Genomic DNA, 22,016 nt, shown 5'->3' on the forward strand with positions numbered 1-22,016 from the left:
TGGCGATTCCCTTTCGTAGAGAAAGAGCGGACTGTATGATCTTCTTTGCGAACTTCCACAGAGCGTAAAGGGACGAAGTCTTTTCTTACTTTTTTTAATTACAAAAGTATTCTCCCAAGTAGCAAACCTGCTTTGTCATATAAAATGAAGTAGTATATAGACAACGAGTAGTACAGTTGATGGGCAGGAGATGGACTTGCGATGAAGACGAAACCGAAGTTGAACCTACAAACAACCATAATCATACTGGTTTGCGGTGTAGTGATTGCAGCCCTGTTTGTTACCTATATCTTGATTACAGTAAGCACGACCGAACGAGTACGGCAACATCAGGCGGACAAAGCCATGTATATCGCTCGCACGATTGCCAATTCACCCTTTATTATTGATGCGTTACAAGGAAAAGGAGACCAGCGAGTCATACAGGAATTTGCAGAAAAAATTCGTGTCGTTAACGGAGTTGAGTTCATCGTCATCATGGACATGAACGCAATCAGATTGTCACACCCTGACCCAGCCAAAATCGGAAAAAAGTTCGTTGGTGGAGATGAACAACCCGTTCTGAAGGGGAAAGAAAACATTTCAATTGCAACAGGAACTCTCGGAACTTCCTTGCGATCATTTACACCGATTTTCTCTTCTTCCGGGAAGCAAGTGGGAGCAGTTGCGGTGGGTATCTCTTTAATCAACGTTGCGAAGGCTTTATCTCAGAGCAGGGATGCCATCTACATTGGGACAAGTTTTGGTGTTATTGTTGGGATTATGGGTGCGTGGGTCTTGGCGAGGAAAGTAAAACGAATCATGTTCGGGATGGAACCGTCAGAGATTGCAAAACAATTGGAAGAGCGGAATGCCATGCTGGAATCGACCAGAGAGGGGATATTGGCGGTCGATGTTGATAGTCACATTACGTTGGTCAACTCAGAAGCAATCCGCCTGTTTAACCGTACGAAGTTAGTGGAAGACCCAATTGGTAAAAATATAGAAGAGTATATGCCAAATTCCCGATTACCACGGGTATTGCATTCAGGCAAGGAAGAGTATGATCAGGAATTTGATCTGCACGGTTTGACTCTGTTGGTAAATCGAGTTCCTGTCTATGTAAATGGCAAAATCGTCGGTGCGATAGCAACATTTCGGGACAAGACAGAAGTCAAAGTATTAGCGGAGCAATTGACTGGGGTTCGTCAATATGCAGATGCTTTACGGGCACAGTCTCATGAATTTATGAATAAGTTGCACGTCATTTTGGGCATGGTTCAGATGGGATTTTATGATGAACTTCCTGGCTATATCACGGGAATTGCAAGCAAACATCAGACGGAGATAGGTTTCATCGTCAAGCACATCAAAGATCCCGTCATGGCCGGATTCCTGTTAGGTAAATTAAGTTCTGCCAGAGAGTCTGGTGTTGAGCTGAAATTAGCGGAGGAAAGTTACTTACCCGAAACAGACGATTCAGAAATAATACATGAAATGGTGACGATTGCAGGCAATCTGATCGAAAATGCAATTGAAGCGGTACATCGCCGTCCAGTCAAACGAATTACAATCGGTATTTTTTATGATTCAGCAAAAGTAACATTGCAAGTAAGCGATACAGGCAAGGGAATTTCTGAGCATCAGATAGAGAAGATTTTTGAACATGGATTTTCCACCAAAGGTACAAACAGGGGAACGGGTTTATTCCTGGTAGCACGAAGTGTACAGAATATGAATGGGTCCATTGAAGTATCTTCACAGCTCGGAGAAGGCACGTCATTTATTGTACGATTACCATTCAGGAGTAAGGGTGAGGATGAATGATAAAGGTAGTCATCGTGGAAGATGATCCAATGGTTGCTCAAATTAATAAACGGTATTTGGAACAAGTGGGCGGATTTGATTTGCTTGCTGTAGTTTCTTCTGCTGATGATATGCTGAAGATGTTGGACTCGAAAGAAATTGATTTGCTGCTACTGGATATCTTTATGCCAGGAATGAATGGTTTGGAGCTATTGGCTGAGATCAGGAAACTGGAAAAGGGTATCGATGTCATCGTCATCTCGGCGGCTTGCGATATACCAAGTATTAAGAATGCCTTGCGTTTAGGCGCAGTTGATTACTTGATCAAGCCCTTTGAGTTCGAACGCTTTTCTTCTGCGCTGACGGCTTACCGTGAGGAAGTTGGCTATTTTGAGAAACAGGAGGTTGTCAGTCAGGAGGACCTGGATAAGCTGATTTTGCACAAGGATCAGACGGTACCACAAGCCCAAGATGAGTTGCCAAAAGGACTAACTCGCAAGACCTTAGAGAAAGTCTGGGAGTCCATCCTTGCCTATAACGGAGACGAGTTCACAACGGAGGATTTGGCTAATCGAATTGGTATATCTCGAGTATCCATGCGTAAATATCTGCAGTTCTTAACGGAAATCGGAGTATTGGAAATGGAGGTCACCTACGGAACGATTGGCAGACCGACGTACAAGCATCGATGTATTCAGGAGAAATGCGATGTGATTAAGCGGTATTTAGCATAATAGAAGCGACTTTGGAAAACGGCTGAATGGGCCGTTTTTTTATTTACATCGGAAAGATAAAAGACTTTACAGCCGTAAAGTCTTTTATCATATCCCTTCGCGCAGCTAGCAAGAAAAGATTTCGTCGATTCTAGTCTCCTTGGAAGTGATACCTAGCTCTTTCACGGAGAAAGGATAAAGAGTCGGCACCCAACCCCGTAGGGGCGCGAAGCGTTTGTCGACTCCCTTTCTCCGTGAAAGAGCGGACAGTAACTGCATCACTGCGAACTTCCACAGAGCGTAAAGCGACGAAATCTTTTCTTGTCGCTTACTTTAATTACAAAACTCCTTCTTTATTTAACTAAAAACAATCACGATTCCAAATGATTTACTATGTAACCAAGAGGTCCTCTTCCATCGAAAGATAAGCAGAATAGGAAAAAAAGAACTACATGTTGAATAATTTGTGAATTATTTCACAAACTTTCCATTCTATTAAGAAGGTGAATAACATGGCCACAATCGTTGCGCCGAAAATGAATCAAAAGCAAACGAAGCCACAAAATACCACGCAACAGAAGCTACCTGAAGTGAAACTAATTCCTCTCCTGATAACGATTTCAGTGGGAGCGGCCATCTGGTTTATCTCTCCGCCAGAAGGGCTTGATCCGAAAGCATGGCAACTGTTCGCCATCTTTGTAGCCACGATCGTCGGCTTTATCACCAAACCACTTCCAATGGGAGCAGTCGCCATTGGTGGAATGATGGCAACTGCATTAACAGGAACACTGGCTCTTAAAGATACATTAAGTGGATTTAGCAATACTACGATATGGCTGATCGTTATCGCATTCTTCATTTCACGAGGGTTTATCAAAACAGGTTTGGGCGCTCGCATCTCCTACTTCTTCGTCCAAAAATTCGGGAAAAAGACGTTAGGTTTATCGTACTCCTTGTTGTTCAGTGACTTGTTGCTCGCACCAGCCATCCCAAGTAATACCGCTCGTGCTGGTGGGATTATCTTCCCGATTATCAACTCGTTATCAGCAACCTATGGTTCTCGTCCAGATGATGGGACAGAACGAAAAATCGGTTCTTTCCTGATGAAAGTCGGATTTCAAGGAAACCTGATTACTTCCGCCATGTTTATGACAGCAATGGCAGCAAATCCACTAATTGCACAGTTGGCAGCAGATGTCGCAGGAATCAACATTAGTTGGACCGGATGGGCGATTGCCGCTTTAGTACCTGGATTAGTCAGCTTGATTGTCATACCATACGTGCTCTATAAAGTGTATCCACCAGAAATCAAAGAAACGCCGGGTGCCAGTCAAATGGCTGCGGAGAAATTAAAAGAAATGGGTCCGATGAAAAAATCAGAGTTTTACATGCTGGCTGTTTTCTTCCTCGTACTTGTTCTCTGGATTTTCGGTGAAGCGTGGAAAATTGACGCAACAACTACAGCACTGATCGGTCTTTCTGTTATCTTACTCACCCAAGTATTGACCTGGGATGACATCAAAAAAGAGCAAGGCGCTTGGGACACATTAGTCTGGTTCGCTGCACTCGTAATGATGGCAACCTTCCTGAACAAATTGGGCATGGTTCCTTGGTTTAGTGACATGATGAAAGGCTCTGTTTCAGGAATGTCCTGGATCACGGCATTAATCATTCTATCCGTTGTTTACTTCTATACGCACTACTTCTTCGCCAGCTCTACAGCTCATATCAGTGCCATGTACTCCGCTTTCTTGGCGGTTATGATCGCGGCCGGAGCACCAGCAATGCTTGCAGCGTTAATCCTTGCTTTCTTCAGTAACTTGTTCGGAGCAACCACTCACTACGGATCTGGTCCGGCTCCTGTATTCTTCGGCGCTGGATACATCACGCAAAACAAATGGTGGTCACTCGGCTTTCTCATCTCCATCCTTCATATCGTGCTTTGGTTTGTGGTTGGGGGTTTCTGGTGGAAAGTGCTCGGTCTTTGGTAGTAAACATTATGTGAAATCAATCACAAGTGGAGGCATTTTCGATGAAAGAGATACATGTAGAACAAATTATCAGCACAGTACGAGGCTTATGTATCGATGCAGCCTGTGACCTTCCCGAAGACGTCGAGGCTCTGTTGCGAAGAGCTGTCAATGAAGAAGAGTCTCAGTTCGGACGTTACAGTTTGGAGAAGATTGTCAAAAATGTAGAACTCGCACGCAAAGAGCAAGCGCCGATGTGTCAGGATACGGGAATGACCGTGGTATTCGCAGAGGTTGGGCAAGACGTTCATATCGTTGGTGGATATCTCAGGGATGCCATCAATGAAGGGGTTCGACAAGGATATGCAGATGGCTATCTTCGCAAGTCAGTAGTAGAAGATCCTGTAATGAATCGGAAAAACACGGGAGATAACACACCAGCCGTCATTTACACGGAAATTGTACCAGGAGATACCCTTCGAATACAGGTACTCCCCAAAGGCGCAGGCAGCGAAAACATGGGTGCGCTGAAAATGCTGAAACCGGCAGAAGGATTGGAAGGCGTCAAACAATTCATCATTCAGGCGGTTACACAAGCAGGAGGTAACCCTTGTCCACCAGTCATCGTGGGAGTGGGCATTGGCGGAACAATGGATAAATCGACATTGTTGGCAAAGAAAGCATTGGCCCGCCATGCGGGAGAACCACATCCCGATCCGAAGTACCGCGAATTAGAGCAAGAGTTGCTTGAAAGAATTAATAAATTAGGAATTGGCCCACAAGGATTCGGGGGAAAAGTAACGGCCTTGGCTGTTCATATTGAAACGTATCCGACTCATATTGCCACAATGCCAGTAGCTGTTTGCTTGAACTGTCATGCGGCACGTCATAAAGAAGCGATTTTGTAGGGAAGGAGTGAACGCAAAATGTCTGACATCAAAAAATTAATGACACCTCTTACATGGGAGCAAGTGAAGGATCTCAAAGCAGGTGATCAGGTTGCCATCACAGGTGTCATTTATACAGCAAGAGATGCAGCACACAAGCTTATGGTCGAAGCGTTGAAAGAAGGCAAAGAATTGCCAGTTGATTTCACGAATCAGGTCGTCTACTATGCTGGGCCAACTCCTGCCAAGCCAGGCAAAGTGATCGGTTCTTGCGGCCCCACTACCAGTGGACGAATGGATGCTTATTCACCAACCATGATGGAACAGGGTCTCCGGGGCATGATCGGAAAAGGTCCCCGCAGTAAAGATGTGATTGAGGCGATGAAGAAGCACGGTGTCGTATACTTCGCAGCCATCGGCGGTGCCGCTGCATTGATTGCTGATTCGGTCAAGAAGGCGGACGTGGTCGCCTATTCAGAACTGGGGCCAGAGGCGATTCGTCGTTTGGAAGTGGAAGGGTATCCCTGTATCGTAGCGATCGATTGCGAAGGAAATAACTTGTATGAATTGGGCGTCCAAAAGTATCGAGTAACAGAATAAAAGAAACCGGAGAGGGGAACATCCCATGCTGAAATATGATGTTGTCATTGTTGGAGCTGGTGGGGCTGGTATGATGGCCGCCCTCAACGCAAGTACAGACAATGATCTAAAGGTAGCAGTCATCAGTAAAATTTATCCGACCAGATCACATACAGGTGCGGCTCAGGGTGGAATCAATGCAGCAATGGGGAATCGGGATTCAACCGATTCCCCGGAGAAGCACTTCCGAGATACCGTGAAAGGAAGCGACTTCCTCGCTGACCAGGATGCTGTTGAATTCTTCACTTCCAATATGCCTTCCATCATCAAAGAACTGGATTACATGGGGGTTCCTTTCTCTAGAGATGAGAATGGAAATGTGGCACAGCGCCCTTTCGGTGGCGCATCCAGTCCGAGAACCTGTTACTCAGCCGATAAAACAGGTCACGTCATCCTCCATGCACTCTACGAACAATGCTTGAAAAACAACGTTGAATTCCTCGATGAATGGTACTTGTTATCTCTCGCCGTAGAAAATGGCAAACTGGATGGTTTGGTGGTCATGGACATTCGCAGCGGTGACATTGTTCCCATTCAAACCAAAGCCGTCGTCATCGCAACAGGTGGGTTCGGACGGATTTACTGGAGCAGAACGACCAACGCACTCAATATGACAGGGGATGGAACCGCCGCTTGCTTCGAAGTGGGCATCCCGTTGAAAGATCCGGAATTCGTTCAATTCCATCCAACCGGCTTGGCACAGACGGGTGTGCTTTTATCCGAAGCATGCCGTGGTGAAGGTGGATATCTCCTAAACAAAGATGGAGAGCGATTTATGGCCAGATACGCCCCGGAAAAAATGGAATTAGGCCCACGTGACCTGGTATCTCGTTCCATCGAAACGGAAATCAAGGAAGGACGAGGCTTTGGCGAAGGGATGGGATCTTACGTATTGATGGACCTGCGCCACCTCGGCGAGAAAAAAATCATGGAGCGTCTCCCGCAGGTAAGAGAATTGGCACTTGATTTCGAAGGTGTTGACCTGATCAAGGAACCGGTTCCGATCCGTCCAAGCTGTCACTACATGATGGGGGGAATCCACGTTACCGATTATGAAACTTGCAGTACGCCAATCGTAGGGATTCATGCAGCAGGCGAGTGCTCCAGCGTATCGATTCATGGAGCAAACCGTTTAGGTGGTAACTCTGTAGCCGATGTAGTTCTATTCGGTAAATATGCAGGACTAGGTGCGAAGCAAACCGCCAAGAATCGTGCGTTTGGTTCTGATAAAAAGCTGAAAGAAGAAGCAGCCAAGTGGCAAAAATTGTTTGAAACGATGCGCAACAAAAAGAAAGGCAAAAACAATATTTTCGATATTCGCAACAAAATGGCAGAGACCATGTGGTACAACGTAGGTATTTTCAGAACGGAAAGTGAAATGCTCATTGCGAAAGAAACCATCGATCAGCTTTTAGAGGATTACAAAGATACCTACATTGGAGACTCTTCTGCTCATTACAACATGGCTTATATCAACTACGTGGAAGTTGGCAACCTGTTGAAGCTGGCCAAAGCCGTAGTAATGGGTGCTATCAATAGAAAAGAAAGCCGCGGGTCTCATTCACGAGCAGATTACCCAACGCGTGATGATAAACAGTTCCTCAGCCATACCTTGATTTACAAGGATAAAGACGACTATCGTCTGGAATATCTTCCCGTTCGCATTACCAAGTACCAACCGGAGGAGAGGAAGTACTAATGAGAACCATCACTTTTTCGATAAAGCGCTTTGACGGAGATAAAGAGTGGACACAGCACTATGAGTTGACATATGAAAGCGGCAAGACACTCTTGTGGGCATTGACCAAAATTCGAGAAGAATTAGACCCGACGCTCAATTTCACGTCTGCCTGCAGACACGCCATTTGCGGAAGCTGTGCGATTCGAATTAACGGCAACGCATTCCTAACCTGCAAAACCTCGCTTGATGAAGTCCTGGATACGTTCCAATCCGACCATTTAACCGTTGAGCCACTAGGAAACTTTGAGGTAGTCAGAGACCTCGTCGTCGATTGGAAACCAAAGCTTCGCAAAATGAAAATCGTCAATCCGTGGCTCTTGCCATCCAAGAAAGGCAGTAAAGAGAAAGGCTTCAAACAGACAGAGGCAGAGTTCAGCCGCATCGCTTCTCCGACAGACTGTATCCTTTGCGGAGTATGTGCATCTGAATGTGGTCAGCTTTCAGCCAATGACAATTACCTCGATCCATTTATCCTGAATCGTGCGTACCGCTTTGCAGTCGATTCCCGAGACGAATCGCCAGAAGAGCACATTCGTCCGGTGTTGGATAATGAACTGTGGAAATGCATCCACTGTATGCAATGCGTATCGAAGTGTCCGAAAGAAATCAATTTGGCGAATGAAGTCGCCTATTTACGACAAGAAACCATGAAAATGGGCGAAGTGGATAACCTGGGTGCACGCCACGCCTTCGCCTTCCACGATGATGTGAAGAACAAGGGACGCTTGAATGAAATGACACTTCCGATCAAAACAGAAGGACTTGTCAACACCGTGAAAAAACGTGTTCCGTTTGCCCTCCGAATGGTGATGAAAGGGAAGATCAACCCACTTCACTTGCCAAAAGAAATCGAAGGGATTCAAGGGGTAAGAAGAATGTACGAGTTCGCCAAAGGGGTGCAAAAATAATGCTGAGATACGGATTTTTCCCAGGATGTACATTGGAATCTGCCGCCGAAGAACTGATGATCTCTACCAAAAAAGTATGTGCTGCACTAGGGATCGAACTGATTGAACTGGAAGGCTGGACTTGCTGTGGTGCGAGTCATATTCAAGACGTAGACGACTTCCTCGGCGTCTCCGTCAACGCACGCAACATTGCCCTTGGTGAAAAACTGGATGCTCCTATTTTAACAGTTTGTAATACATGTACCTTGATGCTGCGTACGGCGAAATCTCGTCTCGATAAAAACGATGAACTGAAAGAAAAAGTGAACGAAGGGCTTGTCACAACAGGGATGAAATACGAAGGAACAAGTGAAGTTACCCACTTGCTCTGGGCCCTGATCAAAGACTATGGTCTGGAGAATTTGCGAAAGAAAGTGAAACGGCCACTCAAAGGGCTCAAAGTAGCGAACTTCTACGGATGTCACATCGTACGCCCGCCACAAATCATGGGCTTCGAAAATCACCTGAATCCGCAATCCATGGAAATGGTAGCGGAGGTACTCGGTGCAGAGAGCGTGGACTTCGATCAACGACTGGCCTGCTGCGGATTCCATGCCGTATTCCCAGCCGAAAGAGAAGTCATGAACATGACCGGAATTAACTGCTTGTCGCCAAAACATGCGGGAGCCGATTGTATTGTTACACCTTGTCCGCTTTGCCAAATGCAGTTGGATATGTACCAACCAGACGCACAAAAAGGCTTTGATGGAGACATCACTATGCCGATCCTGCACCTGCCGCAGCTAATCGGTTTGGCACTTGGCTTCGAACCAGAGGAGTTGGCTATTAACCGCCATATCATCGATGCGATCCCTGTATTAAACAACAGCCTCACACGGGTATAAGTCCTTTCGAGTCAATCGCAGAAAGGAAGATACGATGCGATACACTTATCGGAAGTTTCAGAAGCGAGCAAAACTGGTCGGTTTCGTCAGTACGGGGAAGTTGTGGCTCGTCAATATTCACGAGGAATGGATTCACGATGTGTATGAAGAGTGTCATATTCACTACGGAAGGATTTACACAAATCACAGGGCTTTTCATCCTCTGTCTACTTCCGTATCGGGCTTCTTTCAGGATCATGAGACGAAAAAGTGGATCAAGGTAGAGAACGGATTGGCGCAGTTGGATATGAATCATGGGAGCAACGGTTGGATGGAGAATTTTGATCAACTGATTGCGACTGAAAAATCTACTGTAGAAGGAGAGGATCAACATGCATGAGATCAAAAACTACGTCTACTCAAAAGGGAATGCGCAAAAAGAAGCGGAAATCTGGGAGATCAGTGTCTGGCGCGTGCGTTACGATGAGTTTTTAGTGATGGCCCAAGAGAGAAAGCATCAACTCCTGCTTGATTGGACTACTATTCATGTAGGCACAGAAAACGAAGCGTATATGGAAATGGTCAAAATGATCAACATGTCTTCACAACCTGCCTTTCAATCAAAAGAAGTGCAAGAGGGTTTAGCATTTACCCAATAGTCCGAGCGTTCCGAAAGGCTGGGATGAAGTATGACGATAATCGAGATCATCGAGCTATTAAAAAAACATAGATTGAAGCAGACAGAAAAACGAGCAGGTCTATTAAAGATTTTCAGAGAGAATGAAAGAGAATTCCAACTGCATGAGATTGTCATAGAAATGAGAAAGACGTTTCCCTGTGTCGCCCAGCAAACCATTGTAACCAATCTGGAATCGTTTGTTGATGCAGGTCTGATCGTGAAAAACAAAGTAGAAAACGAATTTACATTTTCCATGAGTAATCACAAGGTTTCGTAGAAGAAAGGCTTATGATAGCCTTTCTTTTTTTAGTAAGGAAAGTTTAACTACTTTAGAGGTTTAAAGTAGTTAAACTTCTCCTTATGTTCTCATATAAAAAAGAGGCTACACCTTAAGTAGTCAATATCTACCTTAGGAGCAGCATCTTGTCTTTAACTTAATTAACTCCAGAAGATAGGAGTTGTTATAGCATACATATGCAAGTAAATCTACTAATCTAACGAACTATTCTTTATAGTTCCAGGTGCTATCCTTTTCATTATACTTTAACTTGACAGCCACAACTTTTCCCTTGCCTTTGTCCCTAATAAAAGTAAATGTTCCTTCTGTTAGTTCTTCATTTAATAAGATAACAGGAACTGTATCACCTTTCTTGGCTAAAGCTTGCATAATCTGGTCTTGGACTTCAATGAAAGAGGAAACAGTTTCTTTAGAATATTTTTGTTCCATTTTTTCTTCAATCAAGTTGCTTTGTGTAAAGGTATTATATATCCATTTTTTTCCGTTATTATCAGTTACTGTATCCAGGTTTTTAAGTTTAGAAGTATCAGCTTTGATTCCTAACACTTCTAAGGATTTTGAGTGATTTGTTTTATTAATATCTAATACTTTGGTAAGGTCTTTATTTGCATAAATATCAGAATTTGCAAAAAGAGCTCCACAAATAACAAGACCTAATGCAATTGCTCCTATTTTTTTCATAAGAAAGCAGCCTCCTTATTTTTTGAATTAATCCCAATAATCAGTGGATGTTCTTGTATCTTTATCATTCGCAATATTATAGGCATAATGCGAAGATTTGATTTCTGCACTAAAGACATTTTCAGAGTCGACTGTATAGTCAACTGAAGCATAGGAGACATCGTTATCGTAATCGGTATCCAGGAGAGAACCATTTGCATAAAAATATGAATATACCCTTACTCTACTTAAGTCTGACCCACCCCCTTCAGTATACCCTGAATAACCAACATAACTACTGCCATTGATAAGGGAAGAACCGTAATTCTCGACCCAAAAATCGTCTCCAGCTGCAAAAACAATAGAGGAACCTACCATTAAAGTAAGAGCCATACTAGCTAGAATGGATGTTAGCTTCTTCATAATTTACCTCCTATTTTTTTGTTTTATTTCAATATTTTTACATTAATTGTATTTCAAAAAACTGTAAAGTGACAAAAATGTTAACTATTAATTTCATCACTAGCGATACATAAAAAGTGAGCTTGTTATTATCGTAGTTTTCTGAATGAAATCTTCAGTTTTCGCAGCCAAAAAAGACAGCGACTAAAATAGGTAGCGCTATCCATTTCTCAAACGTTTGCCAGAGAAACACGTTGAACCATCTACTTGTAGCAGTTTGTTTTATTTTTTCTTATCATTTTCTCAGGTTTCTCTCAGGTTCTTCTCAGGCATTGTTCCTATGATGGTGCCAGAAGATGATCTATCAAGGAAGTGGAGAATTCGATGAAAAGATTAGTAGTTTTCGGGTCATTTGTCTTGCTGCTGATGGTTGCAACACCGACTTGGGCAGAAGGGCAGGATAATCACGGCTCACACCCTTCATCTGAGATGCCGGGGATGACGAATGAAGAGCATCAAAACATGCAGCATGCACCAACCACAGAAGACCACACGACAGAGGGCAATTCCACAGAAGGTCATTCCACAGAAGGTCATTCAACAGAAAGCGGGGATCATGCGGGAGCAGGAAATGAACACTCGCCAACCACGGATGAACCAGCCGCAGGCGGACATGGTCACGGCGGTCCAGTCGTGGAAACCCCTCCGAATTGGGGAGTCTTGAGTGCATTTGCGGCAATCAATCTACTCTTTATCCTGATTGGTATCTGGAATAAATGGACTGTTCGAAAGGCAGGTGCATGACGAGATGGCGAATACTGCGAAGAAACCGAATAACCTTTTGAACGTTCCACTCATTCGGTCATTTATTAAAAGCCGTTGGTACCCTGGAATTTTCCAATGGGCAGGAATCATTGTTTTTTCCGTGATGGTCTATCAGCTCGTAATCGGTACCGTCAATCCAAGTAAAAACTTTGGGTCATCGATGACGTGGGTGTTGTGGTGGCCGATCATTCCCGTGCTGTTTCTCGTGTTAGGCCGCTTTTGGTGTGCCGTCTGTCCATTTGGTAAAATCAGTGACATCGTGCGCCATGTGATCGGAAGCGAGAAGCCTGTTCCAAAGTTCCTGAAGAAGTACGGCATCTGGCTGATCGATATTTTCTTTATCCTCATTACGTGGGCTGATCATATATGGGGAATCGTGGGTTCTCCACGTGGCTCAGGATACCTGTTGCTGGTTCTCTTGACCATGGTTGTTGCTACTTCCGTGTTCTATGAACGAAGAACGTTTTGCAAAACTCTCTGCTTCTTGGGCGGACTCGCAGGGAACTACTCTAGAGCAGGCATGCTGGAATTGCGGGGAACACCTGACATTTGCCGGACGTGCAAAACACAAGCCTGTTACAAAGGAAATGAAAAGGCAGAAGGCTGCCCGATGTTCCAATATGCCCGGACGATGGACACCAGCGCAGATTGCAACCTATGTGCGAACTGTGTAAAGAGCTGTCCACACGACTCGATTCGCATTACCGTGCGCAAGCCAACCAGTGAACTGTGGGGCATCAAAAATCCAAAAGCAGAGCATGCTTTCCTCGCTGCCGTCATCATGGGGATTGTGTTTGTGCAAAATATTACGATGCTGGAAATCTGGCAGGAGATTTTACAGACAATTGAAAGCGTCACAGGCACGACCTACTACCCTATCAACTTTACGATTGCTTTCGTTTTATCCATCATGATTCCGTTTGCCCTGCTGTGGGGGACTGCAAAAATAACTTCCAGTCTGGGGAATCATGCAACGGCTGCGGAAAACTTTGTGAAATTTGGCTATGCGATTATCCCGCTTGATCTGGCAGGTCATCTTGCACACAATTTGTTCCACATTCTCACCGAGGGAAAAGCGGTATGGTTTAATACGGTTTCCTTACTTGGAATAACTCTTACTGGCGAGCTGGGATTCGCTTCGACTGAGGCAGTACAGATTCTTCAATACATCATTGTTGCGCTCGGGACAATCGGGTCGATGTATGCCGTTTATCGAATTGGAAACAGGGTAAACAGCATGAAATTGCTCCCTTACTATACGACCATGATCCTGTTCGCAGGCATCAATATCTATTTATTCATCTTGCCGATGACTCATCGGATGTAACCGGTTCTGGCTCCATATTTCCTTCAAAATTGGCTGATACAATGAGTGCATAACTTCTTGTGGCTTCAGGAGGAAAGAATGGATGCCAGAATTTTAATTATTGACGATGATGCCAAGATCGCAGCCATGATGAGGCGGGGCTTGAGCTTTGAAGGATTCGAAGTGAGTGTAGCAGCCAGTGGCAAAGAGGGTCTTTACCACATCGCACAAAATGAGCCGGATTTGGTGATTTTGGATGTCAACATGCCACAAATGGATGGGCATGAAGTATGCTGCAAGATTCGGAAAGTAAGCAGAATCCCCATATTGATGGTAACAGGACGAGATTCTGTAGCTGATAAAGTAGCAGGACTGGAAATCGGAGCGGACGATTATCTCGTAAAGCCCTTTGCGTTTGAAGAATTGGTTGCCAGAGTGCGGGCGCTCTTGCGACGAATCATAAAAGATGAAGGTGGTGAGCAGCTTCAATTTGCCGACCTCTCACTCGATATCAATACGAGGGAAATCAAGAGAGGCAATCGAGCAATTGAACTTTCAACCACAGAATACAATTTGCTGTTATACCTGATGAGCAATCCGCAAAAAGTGCTGACCAGAGAGCTTTTAATGGAAAAGGTCTGGGGGTACGACTTTCAGGGTGAATCCAATGTTTTGGAGGTTTACATCGGGTATTTGCGCCACAAGCTGGAGGCAAACGGAGAAAAACGCCTCATTCAGACAGTACGAGGCGCAGGATATGTGTTGAAGGAGTGAGCGAGTGATGACCATCCGGGTGCGACTCACAATCTGGTATTGCCTTGTGTTCGGGATTATCCTCGTATCAATCACCTCTATCATCTATTTTTCCCACCGTGATTCGCATTTGTCCAGCATTGACAATATGTTGACCAGTGTCACACAACATTTGGAAGAGGAAATCGAAAGCGAACTGGATGAGGGAAAAACTCTGTCTGAGATCAATTTGTCTTTTCGTGAATTTAAACTGAATGGGGTTTACGTAGATATTTTGAATGCGACGGGGAGCAGTGTCATCCATCCCAAAGAAACCTTCATGGGCTCGCTCGCTCAATTTGATCATAGCGACCTGGAAAAAGAGTCGCTCCATACGATTCAAGATCCGACATACGGTCATTATCGGATGCTTATGAGACCACTGAGCAGCAAAGGAGAATATGTTGGAACGATTCAATCGGTGGTGTCATTAAACGAGATCGATTCCTCCCTGTACCGGTTTAGCTGGTTTATTATCGGGATTAATTTGATAGGCTTGCTGTTTGCGATGTGCGGCGGATGGATTTTAGCCAAAAAAGCGTTAAGCAGGGTAGACATTCTTACCCATACGGCCAAAGAGATTGCTGCTTCACAATGCTTTGAACAAAGAGTTGTCCATCAGGGGCCATCAGATGAAGTCGGTGAATTGGCAGAAACCTTCAATGATATGCTGGATAGCCTGGAGCATGCGTACAACGTCCAGAAGCGTTTTATTGCGGATGCGTCTCATGAACTGCGTGCTCCCCTTACGACGATCCGAGGGAATATGGACCTGTTGCAAAAAATAAATGAACTGCCGCCAGATGATCAGCGTGAAATGATTCAGGATACACGCAATGAAGCGATTCGCATGTCCAAGATGGTAGGCGATTTGCTATCGTTGGCCAGGGCAGATGCGGGGCAGGATTTTCCAAAATATAAGGTAGACCTTGTGACGATCGTGCGTGAGGTAACCAGTGAATTGCGGGTCTGGAAAACAGATGTGCGATTGTACATGCATATCAGCAAGCAGCATACTGTCTTTACCTGGGGAAACAGTGATCAGTTGAAACAATTGCTGCTCATTTTATTGACCAATGCGATTGCTTACAGCTTGCCAGGTGGCGAAGTATCAGTTCGTCTAGCAGTAGAAAAGGACGACATAGTAGTAATGGTGAACGACATGGGAATTGGTATTCTGGAATCCGATCTGCCACATATTTTTGATCGATTTTATAGAAGCGAGAATGCTAGAGGACATTCCTCGGAAGGAACGGGGCTTGGACTGTCTATTGCCAAATGGATTATTGAAAGACATCAGGGAGAAATTGCAGTTGTGAGTGAAATTGGGAAAGGGACTTGCTTTACGATCAAGTTGCCCAAGATGACAGGTGAAGAAAATGTCTGAGTTTTATGCATTGATAAGCCGTTTAAGCGGTGAGGTTACAGGACCTTTGATGAATTTGTTTTATGCTACAGAAGTGCCGATCCTCAGTGCCATTCTGCTGGGGATGGCCGCTTCACTGGCCCCATGCCAGATTTCAGCCAATATCGGTTCACTTACGTATTTCACACATCGGTGGGCAAAGGGAAAACACAACGGCGAACTGGCTGCCTATCTTTTCGGTAGAATACTGGTCTACACGGTTCTGGGCGGCATTGTCGTCTTCTTGGGAAAACAAATAGCGAACGAGCTAATCCCGATGTTTACCTGGTCCAAAAAACTGCTCGCCCCGTTCTTTATCCTTGTCGGGATAGCCATGCTGGGAGTCATCCCTTCGTTTGTAACTAGTGGACTACAGCATCCTAGATTAACTCGTCTCGCAGAAAAGCTGTCAGGATCAAAGAAAGCTTTCCTGCTGGGCATTTTGTTTTCACTGGGTTTTTGTCCAACCATGTTCTGGCTGTTTTTTGGATTGTTGATTCCGATGGCGCAAACCCATGCGATCGGTGTGGTTGACCCGCTGTTTTTCTCCATCGGAACGATTGTTCCCTTACTTGTGTTATTCGCTTTTCTAGGAGATGCCAAGAGTAGTGGAAGCATGATCAAAAAGGCAAAGACATGGGGAAAAGCCGTTCAGACCGGCTTGGGAATCATGCTCATCCTTATCGGTGTAGTTGATGTTTTATTGTTTTGGTAAAGATCCAAAAAGGAGACAAATACACATGAAAAAATCCTGTCTTGCGCTAATCATTGCCGCAACACTACTGACTGCTTGCTCAGCCGGGCAAGGTTCGAATCTTTCATTTAAAGAAATGATTGATCAAGCAGAGCACATTCACACCATCTACCCTCAACCAAAAGGAGAACAATTATTAATTGGCTCTCACGGTGGAATGTTTGCTTCTGCTGAGAAGTCATGGAAGTCTGTTGAATCGCTTAAAGGGCAAGATGTCATGGGAATCTTTGTTGATCCCGAAAACCCGGAGATGATGTATATTACCGGGCATGGCTTTAGCAAGCGTTCGGAAGATGGTGGCAAGATGTGGAAGGACAATCAGGAAGGCTTGCCGGCTAATCCGGATATTCATTCTCTTACAGGAGCAAAAGTGAACGGGGAAGTAAAATTGTTTGCCTATGTAGTCAATACAGGGATCTTTGCTAACCGAAGCGGTAAGTGGGAGCTGGTGAATACACCGAAAGCAAGTATCCATGCGCTTGCATATGACGAGAAAAATGATAGAATTTTTGCCCTGACGGACGATGGTGTACTGATTGGTAGAGATGGACTATGGGCCAAGGATCAATCCCTTACGAGTAAAGAAGTTCTTACCTTTGCTGTTAATAACCAGAAAGGAATCACTTATAGTTCAACTGCTCAAGGGATCTTTACTCAACAAGAAGATGGGTCATGGCAAAAAGCTTTTGATAACCCAAGCGGAGAACAGGTCTATTATCTATCCGTCAGAGAACAAACTGATGAACTGATCGGCCTGACAGAAAAAGGGAATATCTATGCTTTGACTAACGGGAAGTGGAGTTTGAAGTAAACGAAGGGATCATAAAACATTTTCAAGTTGCAAAGTATACTATACAGGGGTATACTATAAAACAATCAAGAACATACAGAAAGGAATGGTTGCAGTGAAAATGAAATCAGCAGCGATACTGTTAGTAACAGCCGGTCTGTTGGCGGCGTGCTCTCCTACCGATACAACTTCAAGTAACGCACATACTGGTCACAACACGCAGGCATCAACTGAGTCCTCTTCATCTGGATCGTCAGCTCCTACCGAGTTGTTGACGGGTAATGAATTTACCCTGACCGCAAAGAAAGCCAATCTGCAAGTTAACGATCAGGTCACGAAAGAGGTATGGACCTTTAACGGTTCTGTTCCTGGCCCACAGCTTCGTGTCAAACTGGGCGAAAAAATCAAGGTAACGTTAAAAAATGATCTGGCAGAACCGGTAGCAATTCATTGGCACGGGTTGCCTGTACCGTTTCAAATGGACGGGATACCAGGCATGACGATGAATGCCGTTCAACCAGGCGGCACGTATACCTATGAATTCACAGCAAGTGTACCTGGAACGTATTGGTACCATTCTCATCAGGATAGCGTGAACCAATTGGATCGAGGACTGTACGGGACGTTTGTGGTCGAAGCAGATGAACCGAAGCCAGATCGGGATTATACGCTGGTACTGGATGAATGGATGAGTAACGAAGACCACATGGCAACGATGAACAATGGCAGCATGAACGGCATGGATCATGGTTCAGCAACAGGTCAGAGTGGTGAGCAGACAGCAGCAGGTCACAGCGGAAGCGGGCATGAGCAGACAGCTGCATCAGGTCACAGTGGAAGCGGGCATGAACAGACGACCACAGCAGCACCTGCAGGCGGGCACGATATGAGCATGTATGACCTGTTCACGATCAATGGAAACAGTGGGGAAAAGATTAAGCCGCTTGTAGTGAAAAAAGGTGAACGGGTGAGACTGCGACTCGTCAATGCGGGATATATGTCGCACAAGCTGCATTTGCACGGACACGAATATACAGTCGTGGCTACCGATGGTCAAAAGCTGAACAATCCAACGCCAATCAAGGATCAATTGCTGTCCATCGCACCGGGTGAGCGCTACGATCTTGAATTCATCGCCAATCAGTCAGGCGAGTGGTATTTGGAAGAGCATTCTGATAATCCCGCAGCAAAAGGAATGAAAGTAAAAATCCAGTATGAAGGAGCGACCGCAACCGGAACAGATCAGCCAGATGACACAAAGCAGCTTCCTGTCTTTAATCTGGCGTCCTATGGCAAGAAGGGAGATCAGACAACGTTCACACTGGATCAGCAGTACAATCTGGAATATACGATGAATCTGGGGACAAAGGACAACGGCATGAAGTTCACCATTAATGATCAGTCATTCCCGAATGTCGATCCGATCAAAGTAAAAACGGGTGATCTCGTTAAGGTGAAAATGGTCAACACATCGGAGAAAGACGACCATCCAATGCACTTGCACGGTCACTTCTTCCAGGTATTGAGTAAAGATGGAGTACCGATTCAAGGCTCGCCGATCTTCAAAGATACGTTGAACCTCAAGCCAGGTGAGGAATATGTAGTGGCTTTCAAAGCGGACAATACAGGTGACTGGATGTTCCACTGCCATGATCTGCATCATGCATCGATGGGAATGGTTACGGTATTAAAGTACACTGATTTCCAATCGACATTTGTGCCCGATCCCAAGGCTAATAACAAACCCGAGTAAACAATGAGAAATCCCCTTTGCTCACAGGAAGCAAAGGGGATTTTGGCATTTAATAACCTTTCAATCAGCCAGTGTGGAAGGATTTCTCCTCCGTTTGGCATTGCTTCATGTTCAAAATCGCCTGTGTTTCAAGCAGTGCAATCAAAAACTTAACTAAACTTGATATTGAAACCTTCAAAACGACATCTACGTATAAAAAATAAAAGAGATTGAAAAAGGGATAGCTAAAATGAACGGAAATGACCCCGACAGGCTCTTTTTGATGGAATTGAGACTTTGTTATTAATGAAACAATTATGTATACTTTCTCATATAAGAATAAGAATATATGTTTGACTTAGAAAGGATGACTTACTTGGACACGGTTCCGATAGTACTGAATCTTCTGCTTGTTGCTCTCCTTGTTTTGCTGAATGGATTTTTCGTGGCTGCTGAATTTTCCCTGGTGAAAGTTCGTCAGACCCGACTGGCTCAACTGGCTAACGAGGGAGTAGGAAGAGCGACGTACGCACAAAAAGTAACTCGTAAATTAGATGCCTATCTTTCAGCATGTCAGGTTGGTATTACCCTTTCCTCATTAGGATTGGGTTGGGTGGGTGAGCCAGCAATTGCCCATATGATTGTAGAGCCTTTATTAGGTTCCTTCCAATTACCTGACTACTTGGTATCAACCGTATCATTAGGTATTGCATTTGCGATTATTACGTTTCTCCATATTGTAGTGGGTGAGATGATGCCCAAGTCTCTGGCGATTCAAAAGGCAGAGGTCACCTCACTGTGGGTTGCAGCTCCGCTGATGTTCTTTCACAAGCTGATGTACCCAGCCATCTGGGTGCTGAACGGTGCAGCCAACAAATTGTTGCAGATGATGGGAATCGAACCGGTATCCGAACATGAAGCTGCTCATACCGAAGAAGAAATTCGTTTGCTCGTTAGTGAAAGTCACAAGAGCGGCCTGATCGATCAGGAAGAATTGGCACTAGTGGATAATGTATTCGATTTCTCGGAGCGTCTGGCTCGTGAAATTATGATCCCGCGCATTGATATGGTGTGTCTTTATAAAGAAAATTCGTTTGATGAAAATTTAGAGATCATCCGTTCCCTTCGATACAGCCGTTTTCCCGTAGCGGATGAAGATAAAGATAAAATTATCGGCTTTATTCACACGTCAGATTTTTATCTGAATGCTTTAAATAAAGAAACAACCACGTTAGACAGTTTGATCCGTCCGATTCTGACTGTTCCGGAATCGATGGAAATCAGTCATGTGCTTCGATTGATGCAAAAGCATCGTTCTCAGATTGCAATTGTTATCGATGAGTACGGTGGAACCGCCGGATTGGTGACGATGGAGGATATTCTGGAAGAGATAGTCGGTGATATCCAGGATGAATTCGATACCCATGAACGTCCAGACATCATTGTCTATGAAAACGGATATTCAGTATCAGGCAAAACCTTACTCTCGGATTTGCATGATGAACTGCCAATTGAGCTGATTTCAGAAGATGTAGATACGGTTGCAGGGTGGGTTTACAGCCACTTAAATGAAAATATTGCAGTGGGCAAATCCATTATCCACGAAGGTTATCTCTTTGAAATCACAGAAATGGACAGCCATCGAATCACCCGGATTTTTGTGAAGCCGATAGTCAAAAACAGCACGGTGGAACAGTCAACAATGGGGCATGTAGAAACGTTTGCATAATGACAGCACAAACAAGGGTGGAGACATCCTTGTTTGTTGTCGCTTAAAGCTCGGCAATCGCCGAGTTTTCTAATACTCTCGTAAGAAAATACACATCATAACATATCGGATTCTTAGAAAAAAGTGGTAAGATATAAGTGAACGTTAATACGTGGGAGGGCTAGGTATATGTTTAAAAAGTTAATGGCCAAGTTAGGAGTAGGGGCAGCAACGGTAGATTTGCGACTTGACCGTGATGCATTCCGACTGGGTGAAACCATGAGTGGTGCGATTCACATCAAGGGCGGAGCCGTCGAGCAACGAATCACCGAACTCAGTGTTGTTGTTATGATGAAGGCATATGTGAAAGGGCAGGAAGTTACTCGTCCGATCCAAACGATCCCTGTTCTGCAAGGATTCACTGTACAACCTGAGCCATACACACAAGAGGTTCCATTTACATATAGCATTCCAAAAGAATTGGCTGTCTCTACGTCAGCTATCACGTATTTTTTACATACCAAACTGGACGTTGAACTCGCACTCGATCCGACAGACGTTGATTACTTCCGCCTATTGCCGCATGCTCCGGTTGAAAAAGTAATGCATGTACTTGAACACATCGGTTTCCGCCAAAAATCAGACTCAGGAAAGTTAACTCCCTACGGTCAGGAGTTTGCCTTTTATCCTGCGGAATCATTTAGACGTTCGCTTAATGAGATGGAGATTATTTTCTTTGAGACACAGGACGAGGTGCGATTGCTGGTAGAATTCGATATTCAGCAAGGATTCCTGCGAAAAGAAATTGAACGTAAAGCAGAAATCTCCATTCCACGCGAGTATTTGCAGGATGGTCACGAAGACGAGCTAACCAAATATCTGTATGAGAAAATTGAATTCTGCATCAGTAACCCGGGCTCTATTCCGTTTGTTTCATTGTCACAATACCGTGATGTGTACCCTGGTTATAAAGGACACGGGGTTGGCGGGATGATCGGCGGGATGGCAGCAGGTCTACTCGGAGGACTGCTGCTTGGCGAGATGATGTCAGAAGCAGGCGAGTTACTCGGAATGGATGATTTGTTCGAAGCCGATGGTGGTGACGATTCGGACGGCGGAGATTTCGGCGATTTCGGTGATTTTGAGTAGGTGGAGGACA

The 22,016-nt window shown here is 44.7% G+C and carries 22 protein-coding genes; 20 read left to right on the top strand and 2 right to left on the bottom strand.

The genetic code is table 11. The features are described 5' to 3' along the window. Nucleotides 1–201 precede the first annotated feature (201 nt). From dcuS to ACPW7N_RS11435, 11 genes are all read left to right on the top strand, one after another. On the top strand, nt 202–1,806 hold the full coding sequence (dcuS, locus tag ACPW7N_RS11385) for a DcuS/MalK family sensor histidine kinase (protein ID WP_425651205.1): 1,605 nt from the start codon (nt 202–204) through the stop codon (nt 1,804–1,806). Next, entirely contained in the window at nt 1,803–2,519 is a 717-nt protein-coding gene (locus ACPW7N_RS11390; RefSeq protein ID WP_425651206.1) for a response regulator, read from the top strand. The genes dcuS and ACPW7N_RS11390 overlap by 4 nt, the downstream gene beginning before the upstream one ends. Before the next feature lie 515 nt (nt 2,520–3,034). Continuing rightward, complete coding sequence (locus ACPW7N_RS11395) at nt 3,035–4,489, top strand: anion permease (protein ID WP_425651322.1); 1,455 nt, start codon at nt 3,035–3,037, stop codon at nt 4,487–4,489. 41 nt (nt 4,490–4,530) lie between these two features. Then, entirely contained in the window at nt 4,531–5,376 is an 846-nt protein-coding gene (locus ACPW7N_RS11400; RefSeq protein ID WP_425651207.1) for a fumarate hydratase, read from the top strand. An 18-nt stretch (nt 5,377–5,394) separates the two neighbouring features. Then, the gene (locus ACPW7N_RS11405) at nt 5,395–5,955 is read left to right on the top strand and encodes a Fe-S-containing hydro-lyase (protein ID WP_425651208.1); all 561 of its coding nucleotides are present in this window, start codon (nt 5,395–5,397) and stop codon (nt 5,953–5,955) included. Between the two features lie 25 nt (nt 5,956–5,980). After that, nucleotides 5,981–7,693, top strand: coding sequence for an FAD-binding protein (locus ACPW7N_RS11410; protein ID WP_425651209.1), 1,713 nt, complete (start codon nt 5,981–5,983; stop codon nt 7,691–7,693). Then, complete coding sequence (locus tag ACPW7N_RS11415) at nt 7,693–8,643, top strand: succinate dehydrogenase/fumarate reductase iron-sulfur subunit (protein ID WP_425651210.1); 951 nt, start codon at nt 7,693–7,695, stop codon at nt 8,641–8,643. The genes ACPW7N_RS11410 and ACPW7N_RS11415 overlap by 1 nt, the downstream gene beginning before the upstream one ends. After that, the gene (locus tag ACPW7N_RS11420) at nt 8,643–9,527 is read left to right on the top strand and encodes a CoB--CoM heterodisulfide reductase iron-sulfur subunit B family protein (protein WP_425651211.1); all 885 of its coding nucleotides are present in this window, start codon (nt 8,643–8,645) and stop codon (nt 9,525–9,527) included. Before ACPW7N_RS11415 ends, ACPW7N_RS11420 begins: the two co-directional genes overlap by 1 nt. Before the next feature lie 34 nt (nt 9,528–9,561). Then, nucleotides 9,562–9,906 carry a molecular chaperone GrpE gene (locus ACPW7N_RS11425; RefSeq protein WP_425651212.1) on the top strand — a complete coding sequence of 115 codons (345 nt, stop codon included), beginning with the start codon at nt 9,562–9,564 and terminating at the stop codon, nt 9,904–9,906. Continuing rightward, the gene (locus ACPW7N_RS11430) at nt 9,899–10,165 is read left to right on the top strand and encodes a hypothetical protein (RefSeq protein ID WP_425651213.1); all 267 of its coding nucleotides are present in this window, start codon (nt 9,899–9,901) and stop codon (nt 10,163–10,165) included. The genes ACPW7N_RS11425 and ACPW7N_RS11430 overlap by 8 nt, the downstream gene beginning before the upstream one ends. Nucleotides 10,166–10,195: 30 nt before the next feature. Beyond that, nucleotides 10,196–10,462, top strand: a complete 267-nt coding sequence (locus ACPW7N_RS11435) for a transcriptional repressor (protein WP_425651214.1) — start codon at nt 10,196–10,198, stop codon at nt 10,460–10,462. A gap of 225 nt (nt 10,463–10,687) precedes the next feature. Here the strand turns inward: ACPW7N_RS11435 and ACPW7N_RS11440 are convergent, their stop codons facing one another. Further along, nucleotides 10,688–11,164: a hypothetical protein gene (locus tag ACPW7N_RS11440; protein ID WP_425651215.1), complete on the bottom strand. Its 477-nt coding sequence runs from the start codon at nt 11,162–11,164 to the stop codon at nt 10,688–10,690. 27 nt (nt 11,165–11,191) lie between these two features. Beyond that, nucleotides 11,192–11,566: a hypothetical protein gene (locus tag ACPW7N_RS11445; protein WP_425651216.1), complete on the bottom strand. Its 375-nt coding sequence runs from the start codon at nt 11,564–11,566 to the stop codon at nt 11,192–11,194. A gap of 363 nt (nt 11,567–11,929) precedes the next feature. Here ACPW7N_RS11445 and ACPW7N_RS11450 point away from each other — a divergent pair, with 363 nt between their 5' ends. The 9 genes from ACPW7N_RS11450 (at nt 11,930) to ACPW7N_RS11490 (ending at nt 22,006) form a co-directional block, all read left to right on the top strand. Next, entirely contained in the window at nt 11,930–12,349 is a 420-nt protein-coding gene (locus ACPW7N_RS11450) for a hypothetical protein (RefSeq protein WP_425651217.1), read from the top strand. A gap of 4 nt (nt 12,350–12,353) precedes the next feature. Beyond that, nucleotides 12,354–13,697: a 4Fe-4S binding protein gene (locus ACPW7N_RS11455; RefSeq protein ID WP_425651218.1), complete on the top strand. Its 1,344-nt coding sequence runs from the start codon at nt 12,354–12,356 to the stop codon at nt 13,695–13,697. A 78-nt stretch (nt 13,698–13,775) separates the two neighbouring features. Beyond that, nucleotides 13,776–14,450 carry a response regulator transcription factor gene (locus ACPW7N_RS11460; RefSeq protein WP_425651219.1) on the top strand — a complete coding sequence of 225 codons (675 nt, stop codon included), beginning with the start codon at nt 13,776–13,778 and terminating at the stop codon, nt 14,448–14,450. Nucleotides 14,451–14,457: 7 nt separating this feature from the next. Further along, a complete protein-coding gene (locus ACPW7N_RS11465) occupies nt 14,458–15,855 on the top strand; it encodes a HAMP domain-containing sensor histidine kinase (protein ID WP_425651220.1) in 1,398 nt (465 codons plus the stop codon). Further along, on the top strand, nt 15,848–16,588 hold the full coding sequence (locus ACPW7N_RS11470; protein ID WP_425651221.1) for an urease accessory protein UreH domain-containing protein: 741 nt from the start codon (nt 15,848–15,850) through the stop codon (nt 16,586–16,588). Before ACPW7N_RS11465 ends, ACPW7N_RS11470 begins: the two co-directional genes overlap by 8 nt. 25 nt (nt 16,589–16,613) lie before the next feature. Beyond that, nucleotides 16,614–17,438 (top strand): hypothetical protein, encoded by an 825-nt coding sequence (locus ACPW7N_RS11475; RefSeq protein ID WP_425651222.1) that lies wholly within the window; start codon nt 16,614–16,616, stop codon nt 17,436–17,438. A gap of 100 nt (nt 17,439–17,538) precedes the next feature. After that, nucleotides 17,539–19,170 (top strand): multicopper oxidase family protein, encoded by a 1,632-nt coding sequence (locus ACPW7N_RS11480; protein ID WP_425651323.1) that lies wholly within the window; start codon nt 17,539–17,541, stop codon nt 19,168–19,170. A 355-nt stretch (nt 19,171–19,525) separates the two neighbouring features. Further along, nucleotides 19,526–20,878 carry a hemolysin family protein gene (locus ACPW7N_RS11485; protein WP_425651223.1) on the top strand — a complete coding sequence of 451 codons (1,353 nt, stop codon included), beginning with the start codon at nt 19,526–19,528 and terminating at the stop codon, nt 20,876–20,878. 168 nt (nt 20,879–21,046) lie between these two features. Then, nucleotides 21,047–22,006: a sporulation protein gene (locus tag ACPW7N_RS11490; RefSeq protein WP_425651224.1), complete on the top strand. Its 960-nt coding sequence runs from the start codon at nt 21,047–21,049 to the stop codon at nt 22,004–22,006. The last annotated feature ends 10 nt before the right edge of the window (nt 22,007–22,016 follow it).

Source organism: Brevibacillus nigriterrae, assembly GCF_049846925.1.
Classification (GTDB): Bacteria; Bacillota; Bacilli; order Brevibacillales; family Brevibacillaceae; genus Brevibacillus_H.